Below are 13,523 nucleotides of genomic sequence, written 5' to 3'. Positions count from 1 at the left end.
ACTTAAGGAGGCCCGAGGCGGATTTAAAACCTCAAATGTTGCTGTTTAATGACAATCCAACGAATCGTGTCGGTAAGGGAACTTTTTTGTAAGTGATTTCCTACGTCGCTGGCGATGGAAACCCCTTTAAAAGCCAATGTTTACGGGGCATTCGCGTCGCGCCAGGCAAAATAGCGTTCTGCCACCACTCATCAGATAGCGGAGTGCCAGCTTCGTTATAAAAATGTAAGAAAGTGTGATTTTAAGAATCGTTGTAAATGACCGAGCGGTCACGTTATAGCTAAATCAACTTAAAACTTTGCTGTCGGCAGTGCTCAGGGGGCATGAATGACCGAAAAAAGCGCGCGATCACTCTCAAGGTGGATAGCAACGGCGTAAGCCTTGATGCATCGAAGATATCTACCGTTCGTCGGGTTCGACGGCACCTATGGCCACTGGCCAATGACCAACGTGAGTACTTTAAAACAACGGAGTAAGCACCATGATCAAGACCAAACTGACTGCCCTGACTCTTGCTGGCCTGATGGCTGTAGCTTCGGGTGCCGTCTTCGCCGAGTCGACCACCACCCCTGAAACCCCGATCAACAAGAATGCGACCAAGCTGCCGGGCACCAATACCCAGCCGATGGACCGCACTTCGTCCGAGACTCCAGGCGTGCAGACTGAAAGCAAGGAAGCGGCAGCCGAGCGTTCGATGAAGCACGACAACAAGGCGGCCCACGGTACGCACGACAAGAGCACCACTACAGAAAAGACCAAGACTCAGTAACCAGGCGTCTTACGCGGGCAGGACCATGCCCTGCCCGCGGGTCTACCCTTCTCGCGGCACCGTTTCAGTCACAGTACTTACGGAGGTTGCATCATGATCAGGAATAGATTGGGGGCAATAAGCCTCGCGGCATTTTTGGCCTTGTCGGGCACCAATGCATTTGCGGGTTCGACCGGCCCGACCAACCCGGTCAGCGACGGTCCGAAAGTCCCGGGTACCGGAACGGAAAAGAACGTCGATGGAACCAGCCCCGGCGCGCCAGGCACTAGCCCCGGCACCAAAGGCATGGACCCCTTGCCTGGAAAGAACGGCAGTGCGGATGACAAGCCTCATGATTCGAAACAACCTCATGATGCGGATCACCAGGACAGTCAGGACGGGCACAAGGCCCCTTGAAGGTCTGACAGGTCGCTACTGACACAGACAATGTCGTCAGCCGCCCATTGCACGTAACACACCTCCACCGGCATGCCATGCTCGGCACAGAAGTCCAGCCAGCGCAGTTGGTTGTCCTGGAGGCGGTCACCCGGCCCCTTGACCTCGATCATTCGATATCGACGCTGTTCCGGAAAAAACTGGATCAGGTCGGGCATTCCTGTCCGGTTGGCTTTTATGTCCTGCAACAGCCGACGAAACCAGTGAAGCAAGTGCTCTGCCGGCAGGCAGTAGAGTGCCTGCTCCAGAAGCTCTGGCGTCAGTGCTCCCCAGAATACAAAGGGTGATTGCAGACCGTATTTGCTCTGAAAATGCTCACGAATGGTCGCCAGGTATTCATCCGACTCCAGTTGCATCAGACAGGCATCGAACAGCGTCGCCCTGCGCTGATAGAAGTCAGGGCTGTACAGGTCACTCGGCGCACTGTGAAACGGATGAAAGAATGCACCCGGCAAAGGCGCGAAAATGGCCCGCCAGCACAGCAGCCCGAACAGTGAATTGATCAGCGCATTCTCGACATAGTGCACTTCCCCGCCCTGCTCTTCTTCGAGGTGCAAGCGTATCAGACGCTCGACACTCATCCCCGACACCGGCGTGACCTGCACGTCCAACCGCGCAATGGCCCGCACCGTGCGCTTGCGCGCGGCCGTCAGGCCGAGCTTGCGTTGCAGTCGTGGCAAGACGCGTGACAGGTGCTGGACTTCGGCATCACTTTCCGGGGCGAGACGGGCCTGTTCCGCCAACGCCAGCGCCGCTGCATACTCGGCGTTGCGCTCCAGCACGCGGATTTGCCTCGAGCGCGCGCCGGGGTAACTCGACTGACGATACACCGCCATCGCCAGAGGCCAGTCCTGCATGCGCTCGGCCTGTTGCCCGATACGGAACAGCAGTTTGCCGCGCCGCATGAACAACCACGGGTTGCCGCACTCGATGGCAATGACACGCTCGGCCAGCGCATGCAGTTCCAGGCAGGTTTCCAGGGCTTCCCGGCAGGCATGCAGTTGCAGGCACACGTCAATGTCGGCACGCTGGTTAATGCCGCGCGACTCCAGCGAAAACTCGACTTTTTCGTAGCGGTAGATGCCCAGGTCAGCCAGCACGAACTCAGACCATTCCTGGTAGAGATTGCCGAAGTACAGCAAGCGCAGGCGATCGCACAGCGGCATGATCTTCAGGCCGAATACGGCGTCGGACAAGGTCGGGTGCCATTGTTCGAGGGACTGCGGCGACGGGTACATCGGCTGCAGGCGCTCGAACCATTCCTGCTTGCGCTCAGGGCCCTTGACCGCGTGGTCTTTGAAGCAGTGGCTCAACTCATCCCGACGCAGCAGCTGGAACAGCTCGCTCAGGCCCAGCGGCGGAGCGCTGTCGACCCACTCCCGCGCCAGCAGCGGCAATACCGCGTCATGAGGGTCGCCAATCTCGACATAACCGAGTTTGCTGGCCCGAAACAACACGCCTTTGCGCATCACCATGCGCACCAGCAAACCCTGGGCGGACACCGGCAGCTCGGCAAACTCGCTGATGAAACGGCGCTCGCTCGCATCGAGCAGGTCATCGTAGCGCCGGGCAATCCAGTCAAGGACCCGCCGGAAGTTTTCCAGGTAATAAAACGGATTGTCGAGGGGCGAAGTATTCAAGGCCAGCGTTCACATGAAAAATGAGCAGACTGAACAAGGATACTGGTTATCCGTACAGATTCCAGCGCAAACGCCTGCTGATCGTGTTCGGCCGATCAATGGCATGTATCGCGGGCAGACGGTCCGCCTTAGAATCGGCGCGATAATATCTGCAGCCGAGAGACGAATATGCACGCGCCACTGGTTTATCTCGCAGGCTTCGACGTGTTCAGGACCGACGCCTTGGAACATGGACGCTATCTCAAGGCTCTGTGTGCCGCACATGGGCTTGAGGGTCTGTACCCGTTTGACAATGAGGTCACGCACGGACGAGCAGCGCATGAAACCGCGCAGCAGATTTACTCGATGAATGTCGCGATGATCCACCGCTGCACTGCCATGCTGGTCAACCTCAACGTGTTCCGCGGCCTGGAGCCGGATTCGGGCACGGCCTTCGAAGTCGGTATGGCGGTCGCACTGAACAAGCCGGTGTGGGCTTACTTTGAACCGGTAGCGTCGCTGCGCGAGCTGGTTCCCCACGATGAAAACGGTTTCGACGCCAATGGTTTTATGGTTGAGGACTTCGACTTGCCGCGCAACCTGATGCTCGCCTGCAGTTGGGCGGGCACCAGCTCGACCGTGGAGCTGGGCGCAGAGGCGCTGGCAAAGTACCTGAGTGGCTTTCAGGCACTGCCGGCGAGCGGCTGAGCGCAGGCTGTCAGCCCCACCCCAGAAAGTCCCCGCCGTTGTCGCGCAGCATCTGCAACATACCCTCTGCCGCGGGTGACAGATAACCGCCCTTGCGCAACGTCACACCAATGGTGCGTTTGAGGGTGGTTTGCTCCAGTGGCACTTCACGCAGGTGCTGCATGGTCTTGCCGAACTCCAGCGACTCGCGGGCAATGAAGCTCAACAGATTGCTGCGCGCAATCAGCCCCGGCAACAGCGAGATCGAGTTCGCTTCGATCTGCACCGTCGGCAGCGGCAGGCCATGAGCGGCGAAGGTCGCGTCCAGCCATTTGCGCGATGAAACACTCACCGGCGGCAGTACCCAGCGATACGCGCACAGGTCACTCATTTTCAATGCCGGCTTGAAAATCGGATGATTCTTGCTGGCCACCACCACAGCTTCGTCCTGCAGTATGGCAAAGCTGGTGACGTCTTCACTGTCGGGCGCCAGCGCGCAAATGATCATGTCCAGCTGCCCCGAGCGCAGTGATTCGCGCAGCAGGTCATCCTGGCCTATCACCAGTTTCAAGGTGACGTCCGGGGTACGCTGCAACAAGGCCGAAGTCAGTTTCGGCATCAAATATTCCGCCATGGTCGCGGCGCAGCCGACCCGAATATTGCCCACCATGCCACTGGCGAAATCCCGGATCTCGCGCTGGGTCTGGGCGATGCTTTGCTGCAACTCCTTGCCGCGCGCCTGCAGCAGCTCGCCCACCGGCGTCAGTTTGATGCGTCGGCCGTCACGTTGAAAAAGTCGCGTGCCGAATGATTCCTCGAGGCGCTGAATGCTTTTGGTCAGCGCTGGCTGACTGCGATTGAGCTTCTCCGCAGCGCGTCCGAGGTGCCCCAGCTCGGCAATGGTTTCGAAATAGGTGAGATCGCGCAAGTCCATATCTATCAACCAAAGTTATCAATTCATGATTATTAGAAAATAGACTTGATGGGTTGCGAAGTCGATACTGTGTGCATGTGATTTACCCCAATCAAGGAGAACGTCCTTGTCAAACGCTTCACGCTTTTCGCTTTCCTCCCTTTCCCCGCTGACGCAATGGGCGGGTCTGATCCTGATGGCCGGCATTGCCGGGCAACTGCTCAAACTATTCGATATGCCTGCTGCGATGTTCCTCGGGCCCATGCTGGTCGCCATCGGCTTTGGCGTATCAGGGGCCAGCATCCGCATGCCCAAGCGGGCCTTTCAACTCGGTCAGGGCACGGTTGGCGTGCTGATCGCGCATGCCATGTCGGTCAGTGTGCTGCTCACCGCCCTTCATTCATGGCACGTCATGCTGCTGGCGACCATCCTCACGGTGGTGCTGAGCGCGGCAGTTGGGCTGGTGCTGGTGCGCTTTGCCGGTATCCCGAGCAATACCGCAGCCTGGGGCACGTCACCGGGCGCGGCTTCGGCAATGGTCGCGATGTCCGAGGATTACGGTGCCGATTCGCGCATCGTCGCCACCATGCAATATGTGCGCGTGGTCTGCGTGGTCACCATCGGCGCGTTGGTCAGCCATTTCATCGGCGCACCGGATTCCGCTGCGGCCCTGCACACCAGTGCAGCGGCACTGCCCAGCCTGAACCTTGTCGACCTTGCGCTGAGCCTGGCAGTGATTGTCGCAGGCGTGGCCCTCGGCTCGCGTCTCCCGGCAGGCGCCCTGCTGGTGCCGCTGATGCTGGGCGGCGCGCTGCAATTGAGTGGCGTGATGCAGATCACCGTTCCGGCCTGGTTGCTACCCATCGCTTACGGTGCCATAGGCTGCTACGTCGGCCTGCGTTTCGACCGGCCGACGGTGCAGTACGTCTGGAGACGGCTGCCGATGATGATTCTGGCCTCATTGCTGTTGATCGTGCTCTGCGCCGTGTCGGCCTGGCTGATCGCCGTGATGATGGGCAAGGATTATCTCTCGGTGTACCTGGCGACCAGCCCGGGCGGCCTGGACACCATGGCCATTATCGCCATCGACACGCATGCCGACGTCGGTTTCGTGTTGGCGATGCAGACCCTGCGCCTGTTCGGCGTGATCCTGACCGGTAGCTTCCTGGCCCGGCAGATCATCCGCCTGACCGACAAACGCATCCCTGCGCTTTGAGTTGCCGATTTCAGGCTTGAGGCGACAGCCCAGGCTTGACCCAGTGGTTTATTCCAGTCCCGCCAGAGCGCTGGCCAGGCTTGGCGCCAGCGGCAACACCGGCAATAACGTGGCCTGATAGGCGTGATAAAGGTCCGGCTTGCCGGGCCATATGTCTGCGCTGGGCTCGTTGCGCTCGTTCAGCTCATGGCGCCAGCTGCCATGTTCCTGATCGATGAACAGGGTCTCGTTGAACTCCCAGAAACAGCGATACCAGTCTTCATACTGCTGCTCGCCGGTACGTTGCAGCAATGCGGCAGCAGCAGCTGCCGCCTCGCAGTGAGTCCAGTGAAGACGATGACGGACCACCGGCTGGTTCTGCCAGTCGAGGGTGTAGACGATACCCGGTGCTCCATCGACATCCCAACCGTACTGGCAGGCATTGCCAAACAGTTGGCGGGCGTCGTCCAGCAACCACTCGGGGTTGGCGCGTCCGGCCTGACGGCGCGCAGCCTCCAGGTGCAACACCAGACGCGCCCACTCGAAGGCATGCCCCGGCGTGGTACCGAAGGGTCGAAAACCGTCGGCCGGGTTATCGCGGTTGTAATCCGGCAACGGCTGCCAGTTCTGGGTGAAATGCTCGATGACCTGAAAGTTGTTGGCACCGGCATGCTCGTGGATAACCCGCTCGACAATGCTCAGCGCCCGGTCGAGCCACTGCGCGTCGCCGGTCACATCGGCCAGCGCGAGGAAGGCTTCGGTGCTGTGCATGTTGCTGTTGGCGCCGCGATACGACTCTTCATGGCTCCAGTCCCGCGCGAACGACTCACGCATGGCGCCTTCCTGCTCGCTCCAGAAATGCGTCTGGATGACCTGGATGGCGTCTGAGAGCAGTGCCTGAGCGCCAGGCCGCCCCGCCACCACGGCAGAACTGGCCGCCAGTGCGACGAACGCATGCAGATAAGCCTGTTTGTCGGTCTTGCCGCCGTCTTCGAGCGCGGCACTGAACCAGCCGCCGTGTTCGGCATCGTGCAACGGTCCGCGCAGTGCGGCGATACCGTGATCGACCAGCGCAGCGCAGCCGGGAATGCCCTGCGCATGCGCCATGGCAAAACAGTGGGTCATGCGCGCCGTGTTCATGGTTCCTGCGGTGGCACCGACCATCAGCCGACCGTAGTCATCAAGACTGCCAAAGCCGTTGTCCAGCCTGGAAGCCTTGGCGAAGGTCAACAGACGATTGCCTTCCAGTGCCAGCCACTGGTGATGGGCTGGCGAGCGAAGCCAACTGCTGAAGGTTTGATTATTGTTATTCATGAAGCGATGCCGCCCCCTTCGATAAGGTTGTGCCCAGACTGTACCGGAGGTCATTTCGACCGAGGGCATAATGCGCGTCCGGTCGATCGTCGGCAAGCGGACACAACCTGTATCAATGTAGGGTTTTACACCTTGAAGCGTGAGACCACCTGGCTCAGATCGGCCGCCAGACGCGACAATTCATGGCTCGACGCACTGATCTGGTTGGCACCCTGAGTCGACTGCATGGACAGATCGCGAATGTTGACGATATTGCGATCGACCTCACGCGAGACTTGCGCCTGCTCTTCCGCCGCGCTGGCAATCACCAGATTGCGCTCGGAGATCTGATTGATCGACGAGGTGATTTCGCTCAAGGACTCGCCCGCGCCCTTGGCCAGTGCCAATGTCGAGTCGGCCCGATCGCGGCTGGTGTTCATCGAGTCGAGTGCCTGCGCCGAACCGCTGCGCATGGCACTGACCATCGAATCGATTTCCAGGGTCGACTGCTGGGTGCGATGCGCCAATGCCCGGACTTCATCCGCCACGACCGCGAAACCACGGCCCGACTCGCCTGCACGTGCCGCTTCGATGGCGGCGTTGAGTGCCAACAGGTTGGTCTGCTCGGCAATCGAGCGGATCACGTCCAGCACTTTGCCGATGTCCTGCGACTGATTGGCAAGGTTTTGCACCAGCGTCGAAGTGGCCTGTACGTTGTCGGTCAGCGTCTGGATCGACTGCACCGTCTCGATCACCCGCGTCTGGCCAGCCAATGCCGAGGTACTGGACTGGTTGGAGGCGTCCGATGTGGACACGGCGTTACGCGCAACTTCTTCGACTGCCGAAGTCATTTCGTTGATCGCCGTGGCGGCCTGATCGATCTCCGCATTCTGTTGGTTCAAGCCGCGGTAGCTGTCTTCGGTGACCGAGTTGAGTTCGGTGGCGGCCGACGCCAATTGGGTGGCCGAACTGCCGATGTGGCGCATGGCTTCACGCAGATTGACCTGCATCATCGCCAGCGCACGCAACAGTCGGGTGACTTCGTCTTCGCCATCGACTTCGATGGTATGGGTCAGGTCACCGTTGGCAACCTGCTCGGCAGCGGTTACCGCACGCTGCAGCGGGCCGACGATGCTGCGGGTCAGCCAGAGTGCCAGGCCGATGGTGCACAGCGCGGCAATTACCACGAAGATAATGACGATGTCGCGCGACTTGTCGTACTGGGCCTCGGCCGACTTGCCTTCCGCATCGACCTTGGTGACATAAAAGTCCGCCAGGTCACCGAGTTGCTTGCCTGAGCCGTCGACGATCTGCTTCATGTCGACCAGCAGCAGCTTGTTCAGCCCTACGCTATCGCCCTGGCCAGCCAGAACAAAGGAGCGATCCAGCGCACTGCGGTATTGGCCCATGGTCACCATGAACTGGTCGGTCAGCGACTTCTCTTCCGGGGTGTCGACAAAGGTCTTGAGGACAGACAGCTTCTTGTCCAGATCGCCCAGGCGTACGTCCAGCTGGCCACGGTAGGTCGGAATGCTCGCAGGATCGGTGTCCAGCGCCATGCGCAAGGAAATGGTCCGAATGCGCAGCATGATTTCGCGGATATCATTGACCACTCGCATGCTGGGCAGCCAGTTGGTCTCCACCGCCACCTCACTCTGGCGAATGGTCGACATCTGTGCCAGCGCAAACCAACCCAGCAAAGCAACCAACAGGGAAATGAGGGTAAAACCCAGACCGGCACGACGAGCGATAGTGAGTTTGCGTAGATTCATGGCCAAGGCTCTTTATATTTTTTTGAGGGCAGTGTCCGACACGAAGTTGTCAGACAACCGACAGCGTATCGCCCTGGTCAGGCAATTCTTTAGGACGGCCTGCGATCATTTGCAGGGTTACTTAAAATAACGGCCAATTGCCGGGCCGGTGTTCGCTGATCACCGCCCAGTCATCAGCCGCCCGAAGCCATCTGCCAGAGCCGCGCCACGTCACGCGCACGCTCGTGCAACAGGCGGCGGGTATCGCGGCAGGCCCGCTCGAGACTCATTGGTCCGCTGACCAGAGCAAAGGCTGCGCCGATGCCGTGCGCATACAACTGCTCGTAGCCTTCGCCCAGGGTTCCCGCCAGCACAATCACCGGCACTTGCCGACGCTGGGCGACCCGCGCAACGCCAAGCGGGGTCTTGCCACGCAGGGTTTGCGCGTCGAAACGGCCTTCGCCGGTGATGACCAGATCGGCACCGATCAACGCCTGCTCCAACCCGGTCAGATCGGCCACCACTTCCACCCCGGCACGAAACGAGGCCTTCAAGTAGGCCTTGGCGGCAAAGCCCATGCCCCCTGCCGCACCGCTGCCAGGACTGTTGCGCAAGTCTTGGCCGAGGACCTGAGCCGTTTGGTCGGCAAAACGGCCGAGTGCGGCGTCCAGCGCCATGACCTGCTCGGGCGATGCGCCTTTTTGCGGGCCGAAGACAGAGGAGGCGCCATTCGGTCCGCAGAGTGGATTATCGACGTCGGCGGCGATTTCGACGCACACGTCAGACAAGCGTGGATCGAAACCGCTCAGATCGATACGCGCCAGGTCGGCAAGCGCGAGCCCACCCGGCGCGAGAGTCTGATCGTCGGCATTCAGAAAGCGCGCGCCCAATGCTGCAAGCATGCCGCTGCCGCCGTCATTGGTTGCGCTGCCGCCGATGGCCAGGATCACCCGACGGGCCCCCGCATCAAGTGCCGCCGAGATCAATTGGCCGGTGCCTTCCGTGCTGGTCACACAGGCGTCGCGTTGTGCCAGGGTCAGCAGTTGCAAGCCACTGGCCATGGCCATTTCGATGATTGCGGTCCTGCTATCGGCCAGCCAGCCCCACTGGGCAGTGACCGGGGCGCCCAGCGGGCCGCTAACGCTGGCGCTCATCGGCTCGCCATTGCAGGCAGCCAGCAGCGCCTCGATGGTGCCCTCCCCGCCGTCTGCCATCGGGCATTTGATCAGTTCTGCGTGTGGCCAGACCTCGGCCAGACCACTGGCGATCGCGTCGGCAACTGCCTGGGCGCTGAGGCTGTCTTTGAACGAGTCGGGGGCGATGACTATTTTCATTGTTGTTCTCCAGATCCGGTACTCGAATGCTCTCATTCCAAACCGTGCTTTCCGCCTGCCGCTCGCACAATGATCCGTCGCCATTATCGGGCGTTTGAACAAAACCCGGCTTCAGGTCTGACGAGTGATCATCTGCGCCCCCAGGTACAGACGCAGCAGGTCATCGGTCTTGTAAGGGTCGCAGCCCGTCAACTCGCCGATCTTCTCCAGCCGGTAGCGCAGGCTGTTGCGATGGATGCCCAGCGCTTCGGCACAGGCCTGACTTTCGCCGCTGTACTCGAACCATTTGCACAAGGTGTCGAGCAGTTGCGTGTGCGTGTGCAGACGCTCCAATGGCTCGGCGACGTGTTCCGCCAGCCAGTCATGCCGGTAGCGCCAGAACAGCACCGGCAACCGATACGCTTCAAGACGCAACAGGCGCTGCGCCGGCCTTGCCTGGCTGGCGTAGTCGAGCAGATCCCGCGCTGCGGCGCAGGCCTGGCGCAGGGTGGGCAGGTCCGCCGATTGCGCCACGGTGGCCATACGCAGCACTGGCCAGTGGTGTTCATCGAACTGCTTGAGCAGCAGCGCATCGTCACGCTCCTTGCCCGTGGCGCGGCACCAGTACAGCAACTTGGGCTCACGCAGCACGCACCAGCTGTCGGCGTAGCGCGTGCCAAGCCATTTGGCAGCCTGGCTGGCAGCCAGCCCCTCCTCGCCAAACTGCAGCAGCACCACCTGACGCGCCATGTGCGGCTGCAAACCCAGCTGGCGCGCTTCATCCACCAGGCTGTCGGGGCACTCCGGCAACAGCAGGCGAGCCAGCAGGTCTTCGCTGCGCTGCGCCCGCCATTGAAGATCAGCCTGCTGACGACGCTGCTCCATGAGCATCTCGGCAGTCATCTTCACCAATTCGCCATACACCCGCACCTCGTCCGGCTCGCCAGTGATACCGAGCACGCCCACCAGTTGATGGTCGAGCATCAGCGGCAGGTTGACGCCGGGCTTGACACCCCCGAGCTGCGACGCCGCCAGGGAATCGATTTCCACCACCTGCCGGTTGGCCAGCACTTGCTGTGCACCTTCATGACGGGTACACAATCGCTCGGCATCACCGCTGCCGATGATGATGCCCAGGTAGTCCATGACATTGACGTTGTACGGCAGGATAGCCATGGCCCGGTCGACGATGTCCTGGGCCAGCGCTCGATCAAGGGCGAACATGGACGACTCCAGACGCGTGGCGAGGCTTGCAATGCTTGGGCATATGGATACATTTTGTTGAAGTTATAGAACGCCCGAGTGTGCCTGAAAGTAGGCACGGGCGCGACGTACACGGCAGAGTGCCCGCGTCGACCTTTTGAACCCTCGAATATGTGTGCACAGGCCCCCTTTTGATCAAATTCCGACTCGCCAGCCTGCTGTCGCTGCTGACCCTGCAAGCCTGCACGTCAGTGGCAGAAAGCGAAGAGCCGAAACAGCGCTTTGAAGACTACCGTCAGCAGACCCTCGAACTGATCCGCAACCAGCGTAACTTCCAGACCGCCGACCACCAGGCCGAGCTGGACTGGAACGCGCCGCGCCAATGGAGCCCGAGCGGGAAACCCAAGGGCGGCGTGCTGCTGGTGCACGGCCTGGGGGATTCGGCGTGGTCATTTCATGACGTGGCACAGACGCTCGCCGCTCAGGGCTATCTGGTCCGAACCGTGCTGTTGCCGGGGCATGGCACCAAGCCCGAAGACATGCTCGACGTGCGCCTCGAACAGTGGCAGCAAGTGGTACGCGAACAGGCGCAGTTGCTCGGTCGCGAAGTGCCGAAGGTTTATCTGGGCGGTTTTTCGACCGGCGCCAATCTGGTCCTCGATTACGCCTATGGTCATGACGAAATCGCCGGTCTGCTCTTGTTCTCGCCGGCATTTCGCTCCAACAGCGGCTATGCCTGGCTGACCCCGTGGATCGGCTGGGCACGACCCTGGCTTGCCGCGCCGAACCAAGGCCTGCGCCCAATGCAGACGCCGGTTCGCTACATGAACATGCCCACCAATGGTTTTGCGCAGTTCTATCGCAGCAGCGCGCTGGCCCAGGACCGTTTGCATCAGCGGCGCTATGACAAGCCGGTGTTCATCGCCATCGCCGAGCACGACTCGGTACTCGACACTGATTACGTGCTGGATAATTTCAGCCAGCGCTTCAGTAATCCCGCCAGTCGGCTGATCTGGTACGGCGACCTGCCCGCTCGGGCTGCCAATACGCCACGCGTCGAGGCGCGCAAGGACTACCTGCCGGAATACCGCATCAGCCGCTTTTCACACATGGGCCTGCTTTTTTCAACGGACAATCCGCTTTACGGCGTATCCGGCAGCCAGCGTATCTGCTGGAACGGCCAGAGCACGGCGGACACCGCCAAGTGCATGGCGGGCGAGCCAGTGTGGTATTCGGACTGGGGCTATAACGAGCCGGGCAAGATCCATGCGCGGCTGACCTTCAACCCGTATTTCGAGTGGCAGACCGAGGTGATGCTCGGCGTGCTGAACGCAACGCCGTAGTACGCAACCACCGCCCTTGTATTGTTGATACCGGGGGCCACGCCTATTTAGGAGCGAACTTGTTCGCGAAGGCGGTGTTTTGAACGCCAAATCTTCTGCGGCTGTGCGGGCCCTTTCGCGAACAAGTTCGCTCCTACATTTTTGCCGTACGCTCAAGCATGGAGGGCTTCTGTGGTAGCGAACTTGTTCGCGAAGGCGGTGTTTTGAACACCAAATCTTCTGCGGCTGTACGGGCCCTTTCGCGAACAAGTTCGCTCCTACATTTTGCCGTACGCTCAAGCATGGGCTTTTGTAGGAACGAACTTGTTCGCGAAGGCGGTGTTTTGAACACCAAATCTTCTGCGGCTGTACGGGCCCTTTCGCGAACAAGTTCGCTCCTACATTTTGCCGTACGCTCAAGCATGGGCTTTTGTAGGAGCGAACTTGTTCGCGAAGGCGGTGTTTTGAACACCAAATCTTCTGCGGCTGTAAGGGCCCTTTCGCGAACACGTTAGCTCCTACATTTTTGCCGTACGCTCAAGCATGGGGACTTTTGTAGGAGCGAACTTGTTCGCGAAGGCGTTGCTTTGAACGCCAAATCTTCTGCGGCTGTGCGGGCCCTTTCGCGAACACGTTCGCTCCTACATTTTTGCCGTACGCTCAAACATGGGCTTTTGTAGGAGCGAACTTGTTCGCGAAGGCGGTGTTTTGAACACCAAATCTTCTGCGGCTGTAAGGGCCCTTTCGCGAACACGTTAGCTCCTACATTTTTGCCCTACGCTCAAGCATGGGCTTTTGTAGGAACGAACTTGTTCGCGAAGGCGGTGTTTTGAACACCAAATCTTCTGCGGCTGTACGGCCCCTTTCGCGAACACGTTCGCTCCTACATTTTGCCGTACGCTCAAGCATGGGCTTTTGTAGGAGCGAACTTGTTCGCGAAGGCGTTGCTTTGAACGCCAAATCTTCTGCGGCTGTGCGGGCCCTTTCGCGAACACGTTAGCTCCTACATTTTGCCGTACGCTC

At 60.1% G+C, this 13,523-nt stretch carries 11 protein-coding genes and 1 pseudogene; 5 read left to right on the top strand and 7 right to left on the bottom strand.

Annotated features, from left to right (window positions below; genetic code table 11):
* The first annotated feature begins 481 nt into the window (after positions 1-481).
* Together LIX91_RS05250 and LIX91_RS05245 are read left to right on the top strand one after the other, a co-directional pair.
* Positions 482-769 (top strand): hypothetical protein, encoded by a 288-nt coding sequence (locus LIX91_RS05250; RefSeq protein ID WP_032698735.1) that lies wholly within the window; start codon positions 482-484, stop codon positions 767-769.
* A 93-nt stretch (positions 770-862) separates the two neighbouring features.
* Positions 863-1,165, top strand: a complete 303-nt coding sequence (locus tag LIX91_RS05245) for a hypothetical protein (RefSeq protein ID WP_046235354.1) — start codon at positions 863-865, stop codon at positions 1,163-1,165.
* Here the strand turns inward: LIX91_RS05245 and LIX91_RS05240 are convergent.
* Positions 1,141-2,844: a VRR-NUC domain-containing protein gene (locus LIX91_RS05240; protein ID WP_226488065.1), complete on the bottom strand. Its 1,704-nt coding sequence runs from the start codon at positions 2,842-2,844 to the stop codon at positions 1,141-1,143. The two genes, LIX91_RS05245 and LIX91_RS05240, sit on opposite strands and share 25 nt — an antisense overlap.
* A gap of 168 nt (positions 2,845-3,012) precedes the next feature.
* Between LIX91_RS05240 and LIX91_RS05235 the strand changes: the two genes are divergently transcribed.
* Complete coding sequence (locus tag LIX91_RS05235; RefSeq protein ID WP_003417522.1) at positions 3,013-3,531, top strand: nucleoside 2-deoxyribosyltransferase; 519 nt, start codon at positions 3,013-3,015, stop codon at positions 3,529-3,531.
* Between the two features lie 10 nt (positions 3,532-3,541).
* Here the strand turns inward: LIX91_RS05235 and LIX91_RS05230 are convergent, their stop codons facing one another.
* Positions 3,542-4,444 carry a LysR family transcriptional regulator gene (locus LIX91_RS05230; protein ID WP_003417523.1) on the bottom strand — a complete coding sequence of 301 codons (903 nt, stop codon included), beginning with the start codon at positions 4,442-4,444 and terminating at the stop codon, positions 3,542-3,544.
* Positions 4,445-4,550: 106 nt separating this feature from the next.
* Between LIX91_RS05230 and LIX91_RS05225 the strand changes: the two genes are divergently transcribed.
* The gene (locus tag LIX91_RS05225; protein ID WP_103695567.1) at positions 4,551-5,639 is read left to right on the top strand and encodes an AbrB family transcriptional regulator; all 1,089 of its coding nucleotides are present in this window, start codon (positions 4,551-4,553) and stop codon (positions 5,637-5,639) included.
* Between the two features lie 48 nt (positions 5,640-5,687).
* On the opposite strand, the gene LIX91_RS05220 is transcribed toward LIX91_RS05225, so the two are convergent.
* The 5 genes and pseudogenes from LIX91_RS05220 to LIX91_RS05205 all read right to left on the bottom strand — a co-directional run bounded on the left by LIX91_RS05220 (position 5,688) and on the right by LIX91_RS05205 (position 11,199).
* On the bottom strand, positions 5,688-6,932 hold the full coding sequence (locus tag LIX91_RS05220; RefSeq protein WP_103695566.1) for an AGE family epimerase/isomerase: 1,245 nt from the start codon (positions 6,930-6,932) through the stop codon (positions 5,688-5,690).
* Positions 6,933-7,057: 125 nt separating this feature from the next.
* Complete coding sequence (locus tag LIX91_RS25695) at positions 7,058-7,897, bottom strand: methyl-accepting chemotaxis protein (protein WP_371676311.1); 840 nt, start codon at positions 7,895-7,897, stop codon at positions 7,058-7,060.
* A gap of 15 nt (positions 7,898-7,912) precedes the next feature.
* Positions 7,913-8,683 (bottom strand): annotated as a pseudogene (locus LIX91_RS25690) (MCP four helix bundle domain-containing protein); the annotation flags it as partial.
* 173 nt (positions 8,684-8,856) lie between these two features.
* Positions 8,857-9,996: a glycerate kinase gene (locus LIX91_RS05210; RefSeq protein ID WP_226488064.1), complete on the bottom strand. Its 1,140-nt coding sequence runs from the start codon at positions 9,994-9,996 to the stop codon at positions 8,857-8,859.
* 111 nt (positions 9,997-10,107) lie between these two features.
* Positions 10,108-11,199: a sugar diacid recognition domain-containing protein gene (locus LIX91_RS05205; protein ID WP_226488063.1), complete on the bottom strand. Its 1,092-nt coding sequence runs from the start codon at positions 11,197-11,199 to the stop codon at positions 10,108-10,110.
* 230 nt (positions 11,200-11,429) lie between these two features.
* Between LIX91_RS05205 and LIX91_RS05200 the strand changes: the two genes are divergently transcribed.
* Positions 11,430-12,521: an alpha/beta hydrolase gene (locus tag LIX91_RS05200; protein WP_226488197.1), complete on the top strand. Its 1,092-nt coding sequence runs from the start codon at positions 11,430-11,432 to the stop codon at positions 12,519-12,521.
* Positions 12,522-13,523: the final 1,002 nt, after the last annotated feature.

Source organism: Pseudomonas sp. B20 (assembly GCF_020515755.1).
GTDB classification, from domain to species: domain Bacteria; phylum Pseudomonadota; class Gammaproteobacteria; order Pseudomonadales; family Pseudomonadaceae; genus Aquipseudomonas; species Aquipseudomonas syringae.
This window is presented reverse-complemented; position numbering and strand designations above follow the sequence as displayed.

Excerpts from the sequence above, each read along its gene's own strand:
- LIX91_RS05250 (WP_032698735.1), top strand. The coding sequence starts at position 482 with ATGATCAAGACCAAACTGACTGCCCTGACTCTTGCTGGCCTGATGGCT.
- LIX91_RS05245 (WP_046235354.1), top strand. The coding sequence starts at position 863 with ATGATCAGGAATAGATTGGGGGCAATAAGCCTCGCGGCATTTTTGGCC.
- LIX91_RS05235 (WP_003417522.1), top strand. The coding sequence starts at position 3,013 with ATGCACGCGCCACTGGTTTATCTCGCAGGCTTCGACGTGTTCAGGACC.
- LIX91_RS05230 (WP_003417523.1), bottom strand. The coding sequence starts at position 4,444 with ATGGACTTGCGCGATCTCACCTATTTCGAAACCATTGCCGAGCTGGGG.
- LIX91_RS05220 (WP_103695566.1), bottom strand. The coding sequence starts at position 6,932 with ATGAATAACAATAATCAAACCTTCAGCAGTTGGCTTCGCTCGCCAGCC.
- LIX91_RS25695 (WP_371676311.1), bottom strand. The coding sequence starts at position 7,897 with ATGCGCCACATCGGCAGTTCGGCCACCCAATTGGCGTCGGCCGCCACC.
- LIX91_RS05210 (WP_226488064.1), bottom strand. The coding sequence starts at position 9,996 with ATGAAAATAGTCATCGCCCCCGACTCGTTCAAAGACAGCCTCAGCGCC.
- LIX91_RS05205 (WP_226488063.1), bottom strand. The coding sequence starts at position 11,199 with ATGTTCGCCCTTGATCGAGCGCTGGCCCAGGACATCGTCGACCGGGCC.